The sequence below is a fragment of the Stenotrophomonas rhizophila genome (genome assembly GCF_000661955.1).
Classification (GTDB): Bacteria; Pseudomonadota; Gammaproteobacteria; order Xanthomonadales; family Xanthomonadaceae; genus Stenotrophomonas; species Stenotrophomonas rhizophila.
Genome location: NZ_CP007597.1, coordinates 3,100,862 through 3,117,562 on the forward strand (window position 1 = coordinate 3,100,862; position 16,701 = coordinate 3,117,562).

Here is a 16,701-nt window from a genome sequence, read left to right on the forward strand (position 1 = left end):
TGGGGCCCACGATGCTTCCTATCCCCCGCGCCGTTGGCGCGGCCCCCTTAACAGAAGGGGGCCTTTCCACCAGATGCGCTACGAGACGCCGGGCTTTGCCCGGCGTTTTCGTTTTTGGGGTATCGGCCATTGGCCGGCTGCGCGGGATGGTGGGAATGCCGTGCCGACCAACGGTCGGCACCTACCGCCGCGTGGGATCGGATCTGCTGGGGAGCCGGCCAGCGGCCGACACCACTGGCGGCGCGGCCGATCCGCCTGACAGCGGTAGTGCCGGCCGCTGGCCGGCGCCACGAAAACCCGATCCGACACGCCGGTCGCTGCCGACCGTTGGTCGGCACGGCCGTTCAACCACCGCGCGGAGCCGGCCAGCGGCCGGCACTACCGCCGCGCTTGCGACCCACTGTCTGGGCAGAAGCCGATAGCCCGCCGGTAGGCAAGGCCCCACCCCGCATGACCGAACCTGCGCCACACGGTAAACTTCCGCCGTGAATACTCCTACCTACACCGCCCAGCAACTCGCCGAGCAGTTCGGCCTGCAGGTCCATGGCGACGGCAGCACCGCCATCCATGGCGTGGCCACGCTTGCCCATGCCGGCCCCGGCCAGCTCACCTTCCTTGCCAACCCGCGCTACCGGGCCCAACTGGCCGACAGCCAGGCCGGCATTGTGGTGCTGCGCGCCGAGGACGCCGAGGCTACCCCCGGCAGCGCCCTGATCGCCAAGGACCCGTACACCACCTTCGCCAAGATCGGTGCGCTGTTCGACATCGCCCCCGCGCGACCGCCCGGCATCCATCCCAGCGCCGTCATCGACCCGACCGCCCAGGTCGCCGCCAGTGCCCACATCGGCCCGTTCGTCAGCATCGGCGCCGGCAGCGTCGTGGGCGAGAACTGCATCATCGGCACCGGCAGCATCATCGGTGAGAACTGCACCCTGGACAGCGGCTGCGAACTGATCGCCCGCGTCACCCTGGTCACCCGCGTCAAGCTTGGCAAGCGCGTGCGCATCCATCCCGGCGCCGTGCTGGGCGCCGACGGCTTCGGCCTGGCCATGGATGCCGGCAAGTGGATCAAGGTGCCGCAGCTGGGCGGCGTACGCATCGGCGACGACTGCGAGATCGGCGCCAACACCTGCGTCGACCGCGGCGCCCTGGAAGACACCATCCTCGACGAGGACGTGCGCCTGGACAACCTGGTGCAGATCGCCCACAACGTCCAGATCGGCGCCCATTCGGCCATCGCTGGCTGCACCGGCATCGCCGGCAGCGCCAAGATCGGCCGCTACTGCCTGCTTGGCGGGCATGTGGGCGTGGTCGGCCACCTCGAAATCTGCGACAAGGTCGTCATCACCGGCAAGTCGGTGGTGCGCAACTCCATCCACGAGCCGGGTGAGTACTCCTCCGGCACCCCATTGACCGACAACCGCACGTGGCGCAAGAACGCCGCGCGCTTCAAGCAGCTGGACGCCCTCGCACGTCGGGTCCTGGCTGCTGGCAAGGAGAAAGAATGAACGACACGCTGCAGCTCCCGATCGACATCACCCAGATCCAGGAGCTGATCCCCCACCGCTACCCGTTCCTGCTGGTGGACAGGGTCGTCGAACTCGACGTCGAGACCAAGCAGATCGTGTGCCAGAAGAACGTCAGCTACAACGAACCGTACTTCCAGGGCCACTTCCCGGGTCGCCCGATCATGCCCGGCGTGCTGATCATCGAAGCGCTGGCCCAGGCCGGTGGCGTGATGACCCAGTTGACCCTGGGGCGTGACGCGCAGTCCAAGCTGTTCTACATGGTCAAGGTCGAAAACGCCCGTTTCAACAAGCAGGTGGTTCCCGGCGACGTGCTCATGCTGCATGTGCAGATGAAGCGCCTGATCCGCAACATGGGCTGGTACTACGGCGAAGCCCGGGTCAACGGCGAAGTCGTGGCCAGCGCGGAAGTCATGTGCGCCGGCGCCAAGGGCTGAGCCACCACGGAGGCAGGAATGACTGACAACGCACCACGGATCCATCCCACGGCAGTGATCGAAGAAGGCGCGCGCCTGGCCGACGACGTCCAGGTCGGCGCCTTCACCCTGATCGGTGCCGATGTCGAGATCGGCGCCGGCACCGTGATCGGTCCGCACTGCTCGATCCACGGCCCGACCCGCATCGGCCGCAACAACCGTTTCATCGGCCATGCCGCGATCGGCGGCGAACCGCAGGACAAGAAGTACCGCGCCGAACGCACCGAACTGGTGATCGGCGACGGCAACGTCATCCGCGAGTTCGTCACCATCAACCGCGGCACCGAAGGCGGCGGCGGCATCACCACCGTCGGCGACGACAACTGGATGCTGGCCTACACCCACGTGGCCCACGACTGCCACGTCGGCAGCCATTGCGTGTTCTCCAACAACACCACGCTGGCCGGCCACGTGAGCGTGGGCGACTACGTGATCATCAGCGGCTTCGCCGGCGCGCACCAGTTCTGCCGGATCGGCGCGCACGCCTTCCTGGGCATGGGCGCGCTGACCAATGGCGACGTGCCGCCGTTCACCATGGTGGGCAGCGACTCGCTCGGCCGCCCGCGCGGCATCAACAGCGAAGGGCTGAAGCGTCGTGGTTTCGATGCCGAGCGCATCGCCAGCATCAAGCGCGCCTACCGCACCCTGTACGTGGCCGGGCTGCCGCTGGCCGAAGCCAAGGTGCAGCTGGCCGAACAGGCCGCGCACAGTGCCGACGTCAAGGACCTGCTGGACTTCATCGAGCACGCCGAGAGGCCACTGCTGCGATGACGGCCTCTGGCGGGCACACTCCAGCGGGCACCACCGCCCAGGTCATCGAACTGGCGGCGGTGATGGGCGCACTGGACAACGCGGTTCCGTCGGCAACGTCGAACCGGCCGGTGCGGATCGCGCTGGTGGCCGGCGAAGCCTCCGGCGACCTGCTCGGTGCCGGGCTGGTGCGCGAGCTGAAGGCGCGCTTCCCGCATGCCGAGTTCGCCGGTATCGGCGGTGACGCGATGCGCAGCGCCGGCTGCCAGACCTGGTTCGACGCCAGCGAGCTGGCGGTGATGGGCCTGACCGAGATCCTGCGCCACCTGCCCCGGCTGCTGAAACTGCGCGGCGAGTTCCGTCGCCGTGCACTCGACTGGCAGCCGGATGTCTTCATCGGCATCGACGCCCCCGATTTCAATCTGGGCGTGGAGCGCTGGCTGAAGGAACGCGGCATCACCACGGTGCACTACGTGAGCCCGTCGGTGTGGGCCTGGCGCGAGAAGCGGGCCGAGAAGATCGGGGCCAGCGCCGACCTGGTGCTGTGCCTGTTCCCGATGGAACCGCCGATCTACGCAAAGCACGGCATCGATGCGCGCTTCGTGGGCCACCCGATGGCCGACGATATTCCGCTGCACAGCGACCGTGAGCAGGCGCGCGTGGCGTTGGGCCTGCCGTCGAATGCAAAAGTACTGGCGGTGCTGCCAGGCAGCCGCCTGGGCGAGATCGGCAAGCTGGGCGAAGCCTTCTTCGAAGCCGCCTGGCAGGTGTCCGAGCGCATTCCGGGCCTGCACGTGGTGGTGCCGGCCGCCAACCCGGCCTGCCGCCAGTTGATCAGCGAGCAGTTGTCGCGCTCGGCGTTGCCGGTGGCCTATTCGCACCTGCTCGATGGTGATGCACGCAACGCGATGATCGCCGCCGACGTGGTGGTGCTGGCGTCGGGCACGGCGACATTGGAAACGATGCTGGTGAAGCGGCCGATGGTGGTGGGCTACCGCGTGGCCGAGCTGACGTACCGGATCGTGAAGGCGCTGGGGCTGATCAAGGTGGACCGGTTCGCGCTGCCGAACATTCTGGCGGGCAAGGACCTGGCGCCGGAGTTGATCCAGCACGACTGCGTGCCGGACAAGCTGGCCGCGGCGATTCTGCAGTGGTTCGATCATCCGCAGCGCGCGATCGACCTGCAGGACACCTACCAGCAGCTGCACCTGCAACTGCGCCAGGATGCGTCGGCGCGTGCGGCCGATGCGGTGGCCGAGCTGCTGGCGCGCAAGGCGACGGCGTGAGCCGGCGGCACGCGGCGGCGGCGTCGATGGCGCTGTTCGACGGGGCCGCGCTGGCCACGGTGGCACCGCGTTACGTGGCCGGGGTGGACGAGGCGGGTCGCGGTCCGCTGGCCGGGCCGGTGGCGGTGGCGGCGGTGGTGTTCTGCCCGGACCGGCCGCGGTTGAACGGGCTGGACGATTCCAAGCAGTTGACGGCGCTGCGTCGTGACCAGTTGTTCGACAAGATCCAGGACCGTGCGCTGGCCTTCCACGTGGTGATGGTGGAGGTGGGCGAGATCGATGCGCTGAATATCTACCAGGCGACGATGCTGGGGATGCGGCGTGCGGTGGAGGGGGTGTCGCACGTGGCGCAGTTCGCGCGGATCGACGGGAACGTGGTGCCGAAGGGGCTGCCCTGTCCGGCGCAGGCGCTGGTGGGCGGGGACGCGCTGGACCGGGCGATCATGGCGGCGTCGATTCTGGCCAAGGTGACGCGCGATCGTTTCATGCTGGCGTTGCACGAGGAACACCCGGAATACGGGTTCGATCAGCACAAGGGCTATGGGACGCCGGCGCATCTGGCGGCACTGCGCAGTCACGGGCCCTGCCCGCAGCATCGCCGCAGCTTTGCGCCGGTTCGCGCTTGTTTTGAGGTGGTGTAGGTTTTTTTTATGCTGCGCATGGCCGAGGCGGGAGCCGGAGCTGGAGCTGGAGCCACTTCAAATGCAAATGCAAATGCAACTGCCACAGCCGGGGGCCCGGTGGCTCACTGTTGGGGCGGTACGGTTGGGTTGGCGGGACACGCCGCAAGTACGTCCGTGTAGCAACTGTGTTGCTGGAGGAGGCTTCGGCCCCTCCAGCAACACAGTTGCTACACGGGTGAGGGCGCATTGCTTGCGAGGCACTGCCTCGCATGCGCCCGAACGCACAGCCGCCAGCGGCTGGGCCGGGCCGCGGAGCGGGACTTGCGGCGTGTCCCGCGCCCCTGCCTCCCCCGCCCCAGCCCTTTGGCACCCGCACACCGGGCTTGTAGCCGTTGCCGTTGCCGTTGCCGTTGCCGTTGAACTTGAACTTGACCTCAGCTTCGAAAAAAACAAAAACCAACCTGAACCCCGCAACCCACCCCGCCCCCTGTAACACCCCTGTCAAGCCTTGTTCGCTCAGGCTCGCGCCGCTACCCTGACCGGGCATTACATTGGCCCGGCATGTCCACTTCCCGTTTCGTACATCTCCACGTCCACACCGAGTTTTCGCTGGCGGATTCGACCATCCGTGTCCCGGCGAAGCCGGATCAGGCTGACCCGAAGAAAGCCAAGCAGGCCAACCTGCTCAGCCGCGCGGTGGAACTCAAGCTGCCTGCCCTGGCAGTGACCGACCTGAACAACCTGTTCGCCCTGGTCAAGTTCTACAAGGCCGCCGAAACCGTGGGCATCAAGCCCATCGCCGGCGCCGACATCATGATCGCCGAAGAGGGCATGACCCCCTGGCGCATGACCCTGCTGTGCCGCGACCGTGAGGGCTACCTCAGCCTCTCGCGCCTGCTCACCCGCGCCTGGATGGAAGGCCACCGCCCCGAAGGCGGCGTCGCCGTGCATCCGGACTGGCTCAAGGCCGGCTGCCACAACCTGTTTGCCCTGGCCGGCCGCGACAGCCTGGCCGGCCGCCTCGCCGGCGAAGGCCGACACGACCTGGCCGAGCAGCAGCTCGCCGACTGGCAGCGCGTGTTCGGCGACGGCCTGCACCTGGAGCTCACCCGCACCGGGCGCGAGGGCGAAGAAGCCTTCAACCAGTTTGCCCTGCTCGCCGCAGGCCAGCGCGGCCTGCCCGTGGTGGCCAGCAACGACGTGCGCTTCCTGCAGCCGGAGGATTTCGCCGCCCACGAAGCGCGCGTGTGCATCTCCTCCGGGCGCGTGCTCGACGATCCCAAGCGTCCCCGCGATTACAGCGACCAGCAGTACCTCAAGTCGGCCGACGACATGTGCGCGCTGTTCGCCGATATTCCCGACGCGATCGACAACACCCTCGCGCTGGCCGAACGCTGCAACATCGAAATGCGCCTGGGCACCTACTTCCTGCCCAACTACCCGGTGCCCGAAGACGAAACGCTCGACAGCTGGATCTGCAGCGAATCGCGCAAGGGCTTGGAAGCGCGCCTGGAAAAGAACCCGCTGGCCGAAGGCAAGACCCGCGCCGACTACTTCGAGCGCCTGGAATTCGAGCTGGCCACCATCATCAAGATGGGCTTCCCCGGCTACTTCCTGATCGTGGCCGACTTCATCCAGTGGGGAAAGAACCAGGGCATCCCGATCGGCCCCGGCCGTGGTTCCGGTGCCGGCTCGCTGGTCGCCTGGGCGCTGCAGATCACCGATCTGGACCCGATCCCGTACAACCTGCTGTTCGAGCGGTTCCTCAACCCCGAACGCGTGTCGATGCCCGACTTCGACATCGACTTCTGCATGGACCGCCGCGACGAAGTCATCGACTACGTCGCGCGCAAGTACGGCCGCGAACGCGTCAGCCAGATCATCACCTACGGCACCATGGCCGCCAAGGCGGTGGTGCGCGACTCCGGGCGCGTGCTCGGCTTCCCGTATGGCCTGGTCGACGGCGTCTCCAAGCTGATCCCCAACATCCTGGGCATCTCGCTCAAGGACGCCATGGGCGAAGGCAAGGATTCGGAGATGGCGTCGCCGGAGCTGATCCAGCGCTACCAGAACGAAGACGACGTCCGCGACCTGATCGACCTGGCCCGCCAGCTCGAAGACCTCACCCGCAACGCCGGCAAGCACGCCGGTGGCGTGGTGATCGCGCCCGAGCCGCTGGCCGAGTTCTGCCCGCTGTTCGCCGAACACGACGAAGGCGGCCGCGGCCGCAACCCGGTTACCCAGTTCGACAAGAACGACGTCGAAGAAATCGGCCTGGTGAAGTTCGACTTCCTCGGCCTGCGCACGCTGACGATCATCGACTGGGCGGTCAAGGCGATCAACAAGCGCCACGAACGCGCGGGCATTCCGCCGGTGGACATCACCGCGCTGCCGCTGGACGACGTGGCCACCTACAAGGACATCTTCGCCAACGGCAACACCGGCGCGGTGTTCCAGTTCGAATCCTCGGGCATGCGCCGCCTGCTCAAGGACGCGCGCCCCGATCGCTTCGAAGACCTCATCGCACTGGTGTCGCTGTACCGCCCCGGCCCGATGGACCTGATTCCCTCCTTCAACGCGCGTAAGCACGGGCAGGAAGAAATCATCTACCCCGATCCGCGCACCGAAGCGATCCTGAAAGACACCTACGGCATCATGGTGTACCAGGAGCAGGTGATGCAGATGGCGCAGATCGTGGGCGGTTACTCGCTCGGCGGCGCCGACCTGCTGCGCCGCGCGATGGGCAAGAAGGTGCCGGCCGAAATGGCCAAGCACCGCGAGATCTTCCGCGAGGGCGCGGCCAAGGACGGGGTGGGCGAGGCCAAGGCCGACGCCATCTTCGACCTGATGGAGAAGTTCGCCGGCTACGGCTTCAACAAGTCGCACGCCGCCGCCTACGCGCTGGTCAGCTACCAGACCGCCTGGCTCAAGCGCCATTACCCGGCCGAGTTCATGGCGGCCACGCTGTCCTCGGACATGGACAACACCGACAAGGTGGTGGGCTTCCTGGCCGAAGTGCGCAACCTCGGCCTGACCGTACTGCCGCCGCGCGTGAACGAATCGGCCTACATGTTCGAAGCCTCCAGTGCCGACACCATCGTGTACGGCCTGGGCGCGATCAAGGGCGTGGGTCAGGGCGCATGCGAAGCGGTGGTGGAGGAACGCGCGCGTGGCGGCCGTTACGAATCGCTGCTGGATTTCTGCATGCGCGCCGAGTCGGGCAAGCTCAACCGGCGCACCCTGGAAGCCATGATCAACTGCGGCGCGATGGACGGCCTGGGCAAGAACCGCGCCTCGTTGATGCTGCAGCTGCCCGAAGTGCTCAAGGCCACCGACCAGATCACCCGCGAGAAGGCGTCCGGGCAGAACTCGCTGTTCGGTGCCCCCAGCCCGCAGGCCACCGCGCAGCAGCTGGATCTGCCCGAAGCCAAGGAATGGGCGCTGAACCAGCTGCTCGATGGCGAGCGCGACACGCTCGGTTTCTACCTGAGCGGGCATCCGTTCGATCCGTATGCCGACGACGTCAAGGAACTGGTCGGCACCGACCTGGGCATGCTCGAACGCCTGATTCCCCCGGCCCGTCCCAGCAAGGACGGCGAGAAGCGCGCGTGGCGCCAGGAAACCCCGGTGATCCTGGCCGGCCAGGTGGTGGGCGTGCGGCGCAAGGGCGAAAGCCAGGTGTTCATGCAGCTGGAAGACAGCAAGGGCCGCGTGGAGTGCAGTGCCTTCACCGACGGCCTGGCCGAGTTCGGCCACCTGATGACCAAGGACCGCATCCTGATCGTCAAGGGCGGCCTGCGCGAGGACGAATTCAACGGCGGCTACGCGCTGCGCATCCGCCAGTGCTGGGATTACGAAGAGGTGTGCGCCAACTACGCCACCCGCCTGTCGCTGCGCCTGGACCTGCGCCAGGACGGCCCGGTGTGGGAGCGCGTGAACGCCCTGCTCGACCGTCACCGCCCCGGCCGCACGCCGCTGCGCATGGACCTGCTGCTGGGGTCCGAGCAGGGTCCGGTGGCCGGCATGCTCGACGTCGGCGGCGACATCGCCGTGCGGGTGGACAGCCAGCTGGTGGACGCGCTGCGCGCCGACCCCGCCGTGCGCACCGTGAAGGTCCGCTACAGCCCGCCCTGGGCGAACTGATCCGCTCCACCGTTCCACGTCCCACCGTTCTTCCGCTACACGACAGGTAACCGGTTTTGATCACACGTTTTGCCGGGCTGCTGCTTGCCGCCCTTGCCCTCAGCGGCTGCACCAGCCCGTCCCAGACCTTCGAGATCGACAACCCGGGCGACACCCCGCTGACCCTGCGCATCGACGGCAACGAACTGCCGATCGCCGCGCACGCCTCGCGGCCTGTGAAGCTCAAGCCCGGCGAGCACCACCTGCAGACCCCGGCCCTGGGCGATGTGCGGTTCATCGTCTACGCCCGCGGCAAGGGCGGCCTGATCAACCCGACGCTGGGCGAGTATGTGATTGCCAGCGAGGTCTACGTCACCGGCGAAGACAAGCTGCGCCACTTCGGCACCGTGGACAACCACATCGCGCTGGGCGGGGTCGGCTTTGATGGCCCGTACAGCACGACCCACGCGCTGTTCATCGACCACGCCTGGACCTTCGGCGTGCGCGAGCCGTTCCCCGACGAACAGACCGTGGCCCACGTGGACGAGACCGGTGGCCGGATCAACACCAAGATCTTCACCGCCGCCGACTTCATCGATTACGCCGAGGCGCGCAGCGGCCAGCCCGGCGCCTACCGGCGGCAGCAGCCGGCCGGTTACCAGGCCCCGACCTACACGCTGGAGCCGGCGCCGACCGCCCTGCCCGCGCTGGACCCGGCCTTCGAACGGCATGCCGCGCCCCTGCGCGAGCTATATGCGCGCTACCTGAAGGCCACCACCGCCGACGCCCAGCTGCAGCTGCAGCAGGAGGCCTTCCAGGCGCAGATGGCCTTCACCGCCGCCACCGCCGCGCTCGGCTCAGGCCTGCCGGTGGAGGCCAACGAGGCCTACAACACCTTCGTGCAGACCCGCGGCAGCCTGATGGGCAGTGCCGCGCTGGTTGTGCCCTGAGCTGACTGGCGCGACCCGCCCCGCTGCGCTACCGTCGGTTTCCAGACGACGGCGTACGGGGCTTTTCGGCGCATTCGGCTACACTTTCCCTCTTTACTTCACGACGGTTTCCGATGAATCCGAACTACCTCGACTTCGAGCAACCCATCGCTGATCTGGAGGCGAAGATCCAGGACCTGCGCAGCGCCAGCGCCGGGCCTGCGGTCAATGTCGAGGCCGAGGTGAACGCCCTGCAGGACAAGCTGCGGGTGCGTACCGCGCAGATCTTCCGCAACCTGACGTCGTGGCAGGTCCTGCAGCTGGCCCGCCATCCCTCGCGCCCGTACACCGCCGACTACATCCGCATCTTCTGTGACGAGTTCCAGGAGCTGGCAGGCGATCGCGCCTTCGCCGACGACAAGGCCATCATGGGTGGCCTGGCCCGCATCGGCGGCCGCTCGGTCATGCTGATCGGCCACCAGAAAGGCCGCGACACCAAGGAAAAGATCAAGCGCAACTTCGGCATGCCCAAGCCGGAGGGCTACCGCAAGGCGCTGCGCCTGATGAAGATGGCCGAGCGCTTCGGCCTGCCGGTGCTGACCCTGATCGACACCGCAGGCGCCTGGCCGGGCATTGACGCCGAATCGCGCGGCCAGTCCGAGGCGATCGCCCGCAACCTGATGGAAATGGCCGAGCTGAAGGTCCCGGTGATCTGCACCGTGATCGGCGAAGGCGGCTCGGGTGGCGCGCTGGCGCTGGGCGTCGGCGACCGTACCGTGATGCTGGAGTACAGCGTGTACTCGACCATCACCCCGGAAGGCTGCGCCTCGATCCTGTGGAAGGACGCCGGCAAGGCCAAGGAAGCGGCCGAGCAGCTGGGGATGACCGCCCCGCGCCTGAAGAGCCTGGGCCTCATCGACAAGATGGTGCGCGAGCCCACCGGCGGCGCCCACCGCAACCCGAACCAGATGGGCAAGCGCCTGAAGGCCGTGCTGCTCAACGAACTGGACGCCCTGCAGAAGCTGTCGGTGGACCAGCTGCTGGCCCGGCGCTACGAGCGCCTGCGCAGCTACGGCACCTACGAGACCATCTAAGCGGATTGCCGTTGCGATGGAACGAAAAAAGCCGGACGCGAAAGCGCCCGGCTTTTTTCATGCCCCTGACCCGTCCTGAATTGAGTTGACACCTTTTCCCACAGGAAGAGGAATGTTCAATGGATTCAACACTCAGGCGCAGCCAGCGGGATTACTCGCTGGCCTTCAAATTGTCGGTGGTCGACCAGGTCGAGCGCGGGGAACTGACCTACAAAAAGGCCCAGGAGCGATACGGTATCCAAGGACGGAGCACCGTGCTTGGCTGGCTTCGCCGTCATGGTCGGCAGGATTGGTCGGGTGGTGCATCATCTGCCCCCATGACCACTTCACCCAAAAGCGGGGCGGGCAAGCCGCTGACGCCGGAACAACAGATCAAGGCCTTGCAGGTGCAACTGCGGGAAGCCAACGAGAAAGCGCAGCTTTTCGAAGCCATCGTCGATGTTCTCAAAGAGGACTACGGGGTGCGGATCGTAAAAAAGCCTTCCGGCAAGTCCTCACGCAAGGGCGCCTCCAAGGCCTAAGCGTGGCAAGGGCTTGCCGACATTTCGGCATTAGTCGGCAGGCGTACTACAAAGCCGGCCATCGCCAACAACAGCAGCTGGTCGAGGGCGCGCGGGCGATCGCCTTGGTGGGTGGCTATCGGGCCCGTCAGCCACGCATCGGCACCCGCAAGCTCCACGGTCTGATCAGGCCGGCACTGCAGGAATCGGGGATAGCGATGGGGCGGGACCGCCTGTTTGGTGTCCTTCGTGATGCCCGGCTCCTGGTGTCCATGCGGCGCGCATATCACAAGACAACCAACAGCCATCACCGCTTCCGGCGGCACCCCAACCTGCTCAAAGCTGGCGAGGGGCGCGTGGTACCCACCGGCTGCGAGCAGGTGTGGGTCGCCGACATCACCTACCTGCCAACGCAAGGGAAATTCGTCTATCTGAGCCTGATTACGGATGCTTGGTCACGCAAGATCGTTGGCTGGAGCGTGCACGACACCTTGCAGACAGAGCAGGTCGCCCAAGCCCTGCAAATGGCGTTGAAGGGGCGAAAAACGCGCCAACGTCTGGTCCATCACTCCGACCGTGGCATCCAATATTGCTCGGACTACTACCAAAAGATCCACGCCAAGCACGGCGTGACCTGCTCGATGACTGACGGCTACGACTGCTACCAGAATGCGCTGGCCGAACGGGTGAATGGGATCTTGAAAGGTGAGTTCCTGCTGTATCGGCCTCGAGACCTGGCGCAGGCGCGCCAGATGGTGGCCGAGGCGGTGGCGATCTATAACGCCGAACGCCCGCACCTGTCCCTTAAAATGCAGACGCCCGATGCAGTGCATCGGGCGTCCTTGGCCGCCTGACGGCGGCCGGTTCATCCACCACAGGTGTCAACCTATGGCAGGACGGGTCACCCCCACCGGGTAGAGCCGACCGTTGGTCGGCTATCGAGGTCGAGAGCCGGCCAGCGGCCGGCACTACCGGTAGAGCCGACCGTTGGTCGGCTGCCGTTGCCGTTGCCATTGCCGCACCGTTGCAATCGCCCCCGGCCTCATCACGCCCCTCAGAACGGCTTGGCCAACACCAACCACACCACCCCGATGAACAGCACCAGCGGCAGTTCGTTGAACCAGCGCAGCGCGCGCGAGGTCGGCAGCGGCTTGCCGCGCACGTTGCCCTTCAGCAACCGGCCGGTCCAGGAGTAATACACCAGCAGCAGCACCACCAGGCCCAGCTTGGCGTGCAACCAGCCGGCCGCACCCGGGGCCACCATGGTCGGGAAATCGGGGATCACCTTGTAACCCAGCCACAGCACCAGGCCCAGGATCAGCGCGAAGCCGAACATCATGTGGCCAAACTTGTACAGGCGCAGGCCCATCAGCTGCAGCCGCTCGGTCACCGGCAGCTGGCCGGCGGTCTCGCTCAGGTTCACCAGGATCCGCGGCAGGTAGAACACCGCCGCCATCCAGGCCACCACGAACAGCAGATGGAAGGTTTTGACCCAGTAATAGCTCTGCATGCGCTCGCTCCAGCGGCTGGCGTAGGTTGTCGGGCATTCTCGCATGCCCGGGTACAGCCGCCCCATGCGTGGCTGGCGCGACCAATCGCCACACCACCGCCACGCAGGCCGCCGCGCGACACCGTACGATAGGCGCCGTTTTCACGACTTCGCATGATCGCCATGGACAAGACCTACGACGCCGACTACTTCAAGCGCTGGTACCAGGCCGACCAGGCCGGTGGCGCCGCGCGCCTGGCGCGCAAGGTGGCCTTGGCCGTGGCCAGCGCCGAGTACTACCTGGAACGCCCGATCCGCAGCGTGCTCGACATCGGCTGCGGCGAAGGCGCCTGGCGCGCACCGCTGCTCAAGCTGCGTCCGCGCGTGCAGTACCTGGGCTTCGACAGCAGCGCGTACGCCATCCAGCGCTATGGCCGCAGCCGCAACCTGCACATGGCCAAGGTCGGCGACTTCGCCTGGTTGCGCCCGTGTGCGCCGGTCGACCTGCTGGTCTGTTCTGACGTGATGCATTACGTGCCCAGCCGCGAGCTGCGCCCGGCGCTGGACGGTTTTGCCGAACTCACGGGCGGCGTGGCGTTCCTGGAGGCGTTCAGCGCCGAGGACGAATTCGACGGCGACCATGAGGGCTTCCAGGCGCGTCCGGCGCGCTGGTACCGCAGCGGCCTGAAGAACGCCGGCTTCACCGCGCTGGGCTCGCACTGCTGGCTGTCTCCGGCCCTGGCCGGGCATGCCGCCGCGCTGGAACGTGCCGACCGCTGAATCTCGATAACAACTGAGACTGACCCCGTATTAACGCGCCGATCCCGCCGGTAGGCTATGCTGCGCGGCAACATAAGACCATACATATTCGGACGCCATGCTCTATCAACTGCATGAGTTGACCCGCAACATGCTCGCCCCGTGGGTTCACCAGGCCCAGGCCAACGCCAAGTTCTTCGCCAACCAGGGTCACTGGTGGTCGCAGATGCCCGGTGCCGATCGCCTGTCGGCGGTCAACGAGCTGTTCCATCGCATCGGCAAGGATTACGAGAAGCCCGAGTGGGGCATCAACGAAATCGAGGTCGATGGCGAGCGCGTGCCGATCGTGGTGCACGAGGAAGTCAGCAAGCCGTTCTGCAAGCTGCTGCGCTTCAAGCGCCACAGCAACGAAGCCGACCAGCTGCACACCATGCTCAACCAGCCGTTCGTGCTGGTGGTGGCGCCGCTGTCGGGCCACCACGCCACGCTGCTGCGCGACACCGTGCGCACGCTGCTGCGCGACCACCGCGTGTATGTCACCGACTGGGTGGACGCGCGCATGGTGCCGGGCAGCGAAGGCGAGTTCGGCCTGGACGATTACATCGCCTACGTGCAGGAATTCATCCGCCACCTGGGCGCGGACAAGCTGCACGTGGTGAGTGTGTGCCAGCCGACCGTGCCGGTGCTGGCGGCGGTATCGCTGATGGCCAGCCGTGGCGAACCGACGCCGCGCACGCTGGTGATGATGGGGGGCCCGATCGATGCCCGCTGCAGCCCCACCGCGGTGAACAACCTGGCCACGCAGAACCCGTTGTCGTGGTTCGAGAACAACGTCATCCATACCGTCCCGGGCACCTACCCCGGCGCCGGTCGCCGCGTGTACCCCGGCTTCCTGCAGCATGCCGGGTTCCTGTCGATGAACCCGAGCCGGCACTTCAGTTCGCACTGGGATTTCTACGCCGACCTGGTCAAGGGCGACATGGAAGACGCCGACGCGCACCGTCGTTTCTACGACGAGTACAACGCGGTGCTGGACATGCCGGCCAAGTACTACCTGGACACCATCGAGGTGGTGTTCCAGCAGTTCCTGCTGCCGCGTGGCGAGTGGTACGTCAACGGCGAACACGTGAACCCGGCGGCGATCACCGGGACGGCCCTGCTGAGCATCGAGGGCGAGCTGGACGACATCGCCGGGCTGGGCCAGACCGAAGCGGCGCAGGCGCTGTGCAGCGGCATTCCGGCCGAGCACCGTGAGCATTTCATCGTGGAAGGCGCCGGCCATTACGGCATCTTCAGCGGCCGTCGCTGGCGCGAAACGGTGTACCCGAAGGTGCGTGATTTCTTCGCGGCCCATGCGCAGACCGCCGCGACCAAGCCGAAGAAGGCCGCCAAGATCACCAGCAACGTCACCCCGTTGCGGCGCAAGGCGGGCTAAGACCGCCTTGCCATGCGTGCGGCGCAGCCGCATCGCATCCGGTAGTGCCGGCCGCTGGCCGGCTCCTCGTACATCCTGCATTGCCTGGAGCCGGCCAGCGGCCGGCAGTACCGGGTTTCGTTCTGCGTTGCCTGGAGCCGGCCAGCGGCCGGCACTACCGGGTTTCGTTCTGCGTTGCCTGGAGCCGGCCAGCGGCCGGCACTACCTGGTTTCGTTCTGCGTTGCCTGGAGCCGGCCAGCGGCCGGCACTACCTGGTTTCGTTCTGCATTGCCTGGAGCCGGCCAGCGGCCGGCACTACCGGGTTTCGTTCACCGGGCAACCGTCGGGATCTACAGCCGCACCAGCAGGTGCTTGGCCATCATCCCGTGCAGGCGGCCGATGCCGCGTGCCAGGTGCAGGGTGACGAACAGCAGCAGCACCCCGGCCACCGCCAGCAGCGGCGTGGCCCACATCGACAGCATCTGCTCGCCTTCGATGTAGATGCCCGGTATCTCACCGGTGAACAACGCCGCCACCGGCGCCCAGATGAAGCTCAGCGAGATCGACAGCAAGGTCACCGCCATGGTGAAGTACACGATGCCCAGCGGCAGCATCAGCACGAAGTACAGCAGCGTCAGCCAGGTGCGGCCATCGGTGAACATGTCGCCCACCCGCTGCAGCCAGCTGCGGCTGCGGTCGGAATAGGTCGGCCGGCGCGGCATGCGCTCGCCCAGCAGCGCTTCCACCAGCCGCCCTTCCAGCAGCGACAGGCCGCGGACCGATCCGAAGAACAGCACGGTGATCGGAATGCCGATGATCAGCACCATCAACCCCAGCGACAGCGACAACCCGGTTACCACCCAGGTGAAGAAGAACGTGCCGGTAGCCAGCGACAGCAGCATGTAGAACAGCGCCCCATAAGTGCGTGCTTCCAGCGCTACGCCGAAGAACCGGGCCAGCGCCGAACGCGGCTTGGGCGTGGCAGCCGGCGGCGTGCCGATGCTTGCCGCAGCCGCCGCCCCACCGACAGTGCCAGTGGCCACAACGGCCCGGCGCAGCGGCGCGGCACCCGCGCTGGGCGTCCGCAGCGCGCGGTTCACGGTGATTTCGGTTTCGCGGTAGATGTCGGCCACTTCTTCCGGTGCGCCGTAGCTGCTGGCGACGTCGGCGATCACCTCGGCCTCGCTGCGGCCGGGCTGGGCCGCCAGTTCGGAACGCAGGTACTCCTCGGCGTCGTACAACGCGTCCTGCACCATTGCCGGGTCGGCGTCATGCAGGGCGGCGCGCAGCTGCGCCAGGTACTCGGGAATGGTGGTCGGCAAGGCCCGACCGGCCACGGACGCGATGTTCATTCAATTACCCCTTCCAGGACGGAATCGACGGAATCACGGGTAGCGCGCCACGCGGCGGTCCATTGCCGGAGCACCTCACGGCCCGTGTCATTGATGCGGTAGTAGCGTCGCGGCGGACCGGCCATCGACGGTTCAACATGGCTTTCCAGCAACCCGGCCCCTTCCAGGTTGCGCAGCACCGGGTACAGCGCGCTCTGCTTGCCGCTCAGCACGCCCTCGCCGACCCGCTCCAGCTCCTTGGCGATCAGGTAGCCGTACAGCGGCTCGCCGGCCTTGGCCAGCACCGCCAGCAAGGCCAGCGAGACCGTGCCGGAGCTGAGCTCCTTCTGGAACTTCTTCAGGTAGGCATCGTGGTCGCTCATCGCGTTCTCCAACTAGCG

At 66.8% G+C, this 16,701-nt stretch carries 14 protein-coding genes; 11 read left to right on the plus strand and 3 right to left on the minus strand.

All coding sequences use genetic code 11. The annotated features are described in order from the left end of the window. The first annotated feature begins 485 nt into the window (after positions 1–485). From lpxD to DX03_RS13435, 9 genes are all read left to right on the plus strand, one after another. The gene (lpxD, locus tag DX03_RS13390) at positions 486–1,508 is read left to right on the plus strand and encodes a UDP-3-O-(3-hydroxymyristoyl)glucosamine N-acyltransferase (RefSeq protein WP_038689472.1); all 1,023 of its coding nucleotides are present in this window, start codon (positions 486–488) and stop codon (positions 1,506–1,508) included. Next, entirely contained in the window at positions 1,505–1,963 is a 459-nt protein-coding gene (gene fabZ, locus DX03_RS13395) for a 3-hydroxyacyl-ACP dehydratase FabZ (protein ID WP_038689474.1), read from the plus strand. The genes lpxD and fabZ overlap by 4 nt, the downstream gene beginning before the upstream one ends. Positions 1,964–1,981: 18 nt before the next feature. Beyond that, positions 1,982–2,773 carry an acyl-ACP--UDP-N-acetylglucosamine O-acyltransferase gene (gene lpxA, locus DX03_RS13400; RefSeq protein ID WP_038689477.1) on the plus strand — a complete coding sequence of 264 codons (792 nt, stop codon included), beginning with the start codon at positions 1,982–1,984 and terminating at the stop codon, positions 2,771–2,773. Continuing rightward, positions 2,770–4,038, plus strand: coding sequence for a lipid-A-disaccharide synthase (gene lpxB / locus DX03_RS13405; RefSeq protein ID WP_038689478.1), 1,269 nt, complete (start codon positions 2,770–2,772; stop codon positions 4,036–4,038). Before lpxA ends, lpxB begins: the two co-directional genes overlap by 4 nt. Beyond that, the gene (locus DX03_RS13410) at positions 4,035–4,679 is read left to right on the plus strand and encodes a ribonuclease HII (RefSeq protein WP_038689479.1); all 645 of its coding nucleotides are present in this window, start codon (positions 4,035–4,037) and stop codon (positions 4,677–4,679) included. Before lpxB ends, DX03_RS13410 begins: the two co-directional genes overlap by 4 nt. A gap of 543 nt (positions 4,680–5,222) precedes the next feature. Further along, positions 5,223–8,804: a DNA polymerase III subunit alpha gene (dnaE, locus tag DX03_RS13415; protein WP_038689481.1), complete on the plus strand. Its 3,582-nt coding sequence runs from the start codon at positions 5,223–5,225 to the stop codon at positions 8,802–8,804. Between the two features lie 56 nt (positions 8,805–8,860). Beyond that, complete coding sequence (locus DX03_RS13420) at positions 8,861–9,733, plus strand: hypothetical protein (protein ID WP_038689483.1); 873 nt, start codon at positions 8,861–8,863, stop codon at positions 9,731–9,733. Between the two features lie 113 nt (positions 9,734–9,846). Then, positions 9,847–10,806 carry an acetyl-CoA carboxylase carboxyltransferase subunit alpha gene (locus DX03_RS13425; RefSeq protein WP_038689484.1) on the plus strand — a complete coding sequence of 320 codons (960 nt, stop codon included), beginning with the start codon at positions 9,847–9,849 and terminating at the stop codon, positions 10,804–10,806. Positions 10,807–10,925: 119 nt separating this feature from the next. After that, positions 10,926–12,160, plus strand: a protein-coding gene (locus DX03_RS13435; protein ID WP_244880121.1) for an IS3 family transposase whose coding sequence is annotated in 2 segments (ribosomal slippage) — positions 10,926–11,277 and positions 11,277–12,160 — 1,236 coding nt in all. Because the reading frame shifts where the segments join, the coding sequence is not laid out codon by codon here. 200 nt (positions 12,161–12,360) lie between these two features. Here the strand turns inward: DX03_RS13435 and DX03_RS13440 are convergent. Beyond that, positions 12,361–12,816: a CopD family protein gene (locus DX03_RS13440; protein WP_038689489.1), complete on the minus strand. Its 456-nt coding sequence runs from the start codon at positions 12,814–12,816 to the stop codon at positions 12,361–12,363. Between the two features lie 162 nt (positions 12,817–12,978). Here DX03_RS13440 and DX03_RS13445 point away from each other — a divergent pair, with 162 nt between their 5' ends. Both DX03_RS13445 and DX03_RS13450 read left to right on the plus strand, forming a co-directional pair. Then, complete coding sequence (locus tag DX03_RS13445) at positions 12,979–13,575, plus strand: class I SAM-dependent DNA methyltransferase (RefSeq protein WP_038692386.1); 597 nt, start codon at positions 12,979–12,981, stop codon at positions 13,573–13,575. 97 nt (positions 13,576–13,672) lie between these two features. Then, a complete protein-coding gene (locus DX03_RS13450) occupies positions 13,673–14,989 on the plus strand; it encodes a polyhydroxyalkanoate depolymerase (protein ID WP_038689490.1) in 1,317 nt (438 codons plus the stop codon). Between the two features lie 330 nt (positions 14,990–15,319). Here DX03_RS13450 and DX03_RS13455 read toward each other — a convergent pair whose 3' ends face one another. Together DX03_RS13455 and DX03_RS13460 are read right to left on the minus strand one after the other, a co-directional pair. Beyond that, positions 15,320–16,321, minus strand: coding sequence for a sensor domain-containing protein (locus DX03_RS13455; RefSeq protein WP_038689492.1), 1,002 nt, complete (start codon positions 16,319–16,321; stop codon positions 15,320–15,322). Continuing rightward, positions 16,318–16,683 (minus strand): PadR family transcriptional regulator, encoded by a 366-nt coding sequence (locus DX03_RS13460; protein WP_038689494.1) that lies wholly within the window; start codon positions 16,681–16,683, stop codon positions 16,318–16,320. Before DX03_RS13460 ends, DX03_RS13455 begins: the two co-directional genes overlap by 4 nt. Positions 16,684–16,701 lie beyond the last annotated feature (18 nt).

Coding starts and splice junctions, on each gene's coding strand:
- DX03_RS13425 (WP_038689484.1), top strand. CDS start 9,847: ATGAATCCGAACTACCTCGACTTCGAGCAACCCATCGCTGATCTGGAG.
- DX03_RS13455 (WP_038689492.1), bottom strand. CDS start 16,321: ATGAACATCGCGTCCGTGGCCGGTCGGGCCTTGCCGACCACCATTCCC.
- DX03_RS13445 (WP_038692386.1), top strand. CDS start 12,979: ATGGACAAGACCTACGACGCCGACTACTTCAAGCGCTGGTACCAGGCC.
- dnaE (WP_038689481.1), top strand. CDS start 5,223: ATGTCCACTTCCCGTTTCGTACATCTCCACGTCCACACCGAGTTTTCG.
- DX03_RS13460 (WP_038689494.1), bottom strand. CDS start 16,683: ATGAGCGACCACGATGCCTACCTGAAGAAGTTCCAGAAGGAGCTCAGC.
- lpxB (WP_038689478.1), top strand. CDS start 2,770: ATGACGGCCTCTGGCGGGCACACTCCAGCGGGCACCACCGCCCAGGTC.
- DX03_RS13450 (WP_038689490.1), top strand. CDS start 13,673: ATGCTCTATCAACTGCATGAGTTGACCCGCAACATGCTCGCCCCGTGG.
- lpxA (WP_038689477.1), top strand. CDS start 1,982: ATGACTGACAACGCACCACGGATCCATCCCACGGCAGTGATCGAAGAA.
- fabZ (WP_038689474.1), top strand. CDS start 1,505: ATGAACGACACGCTGCAGCTCCCGATCGACATCACCCAGATCCAGGAG.
- DX03_RS13440 (WP_038689489.1), bottom strand. CDS start 12,816: ATGCAGAGCTATTACTGGGTCAAAACCTTCCATCTGCTGTTCGTGGTG.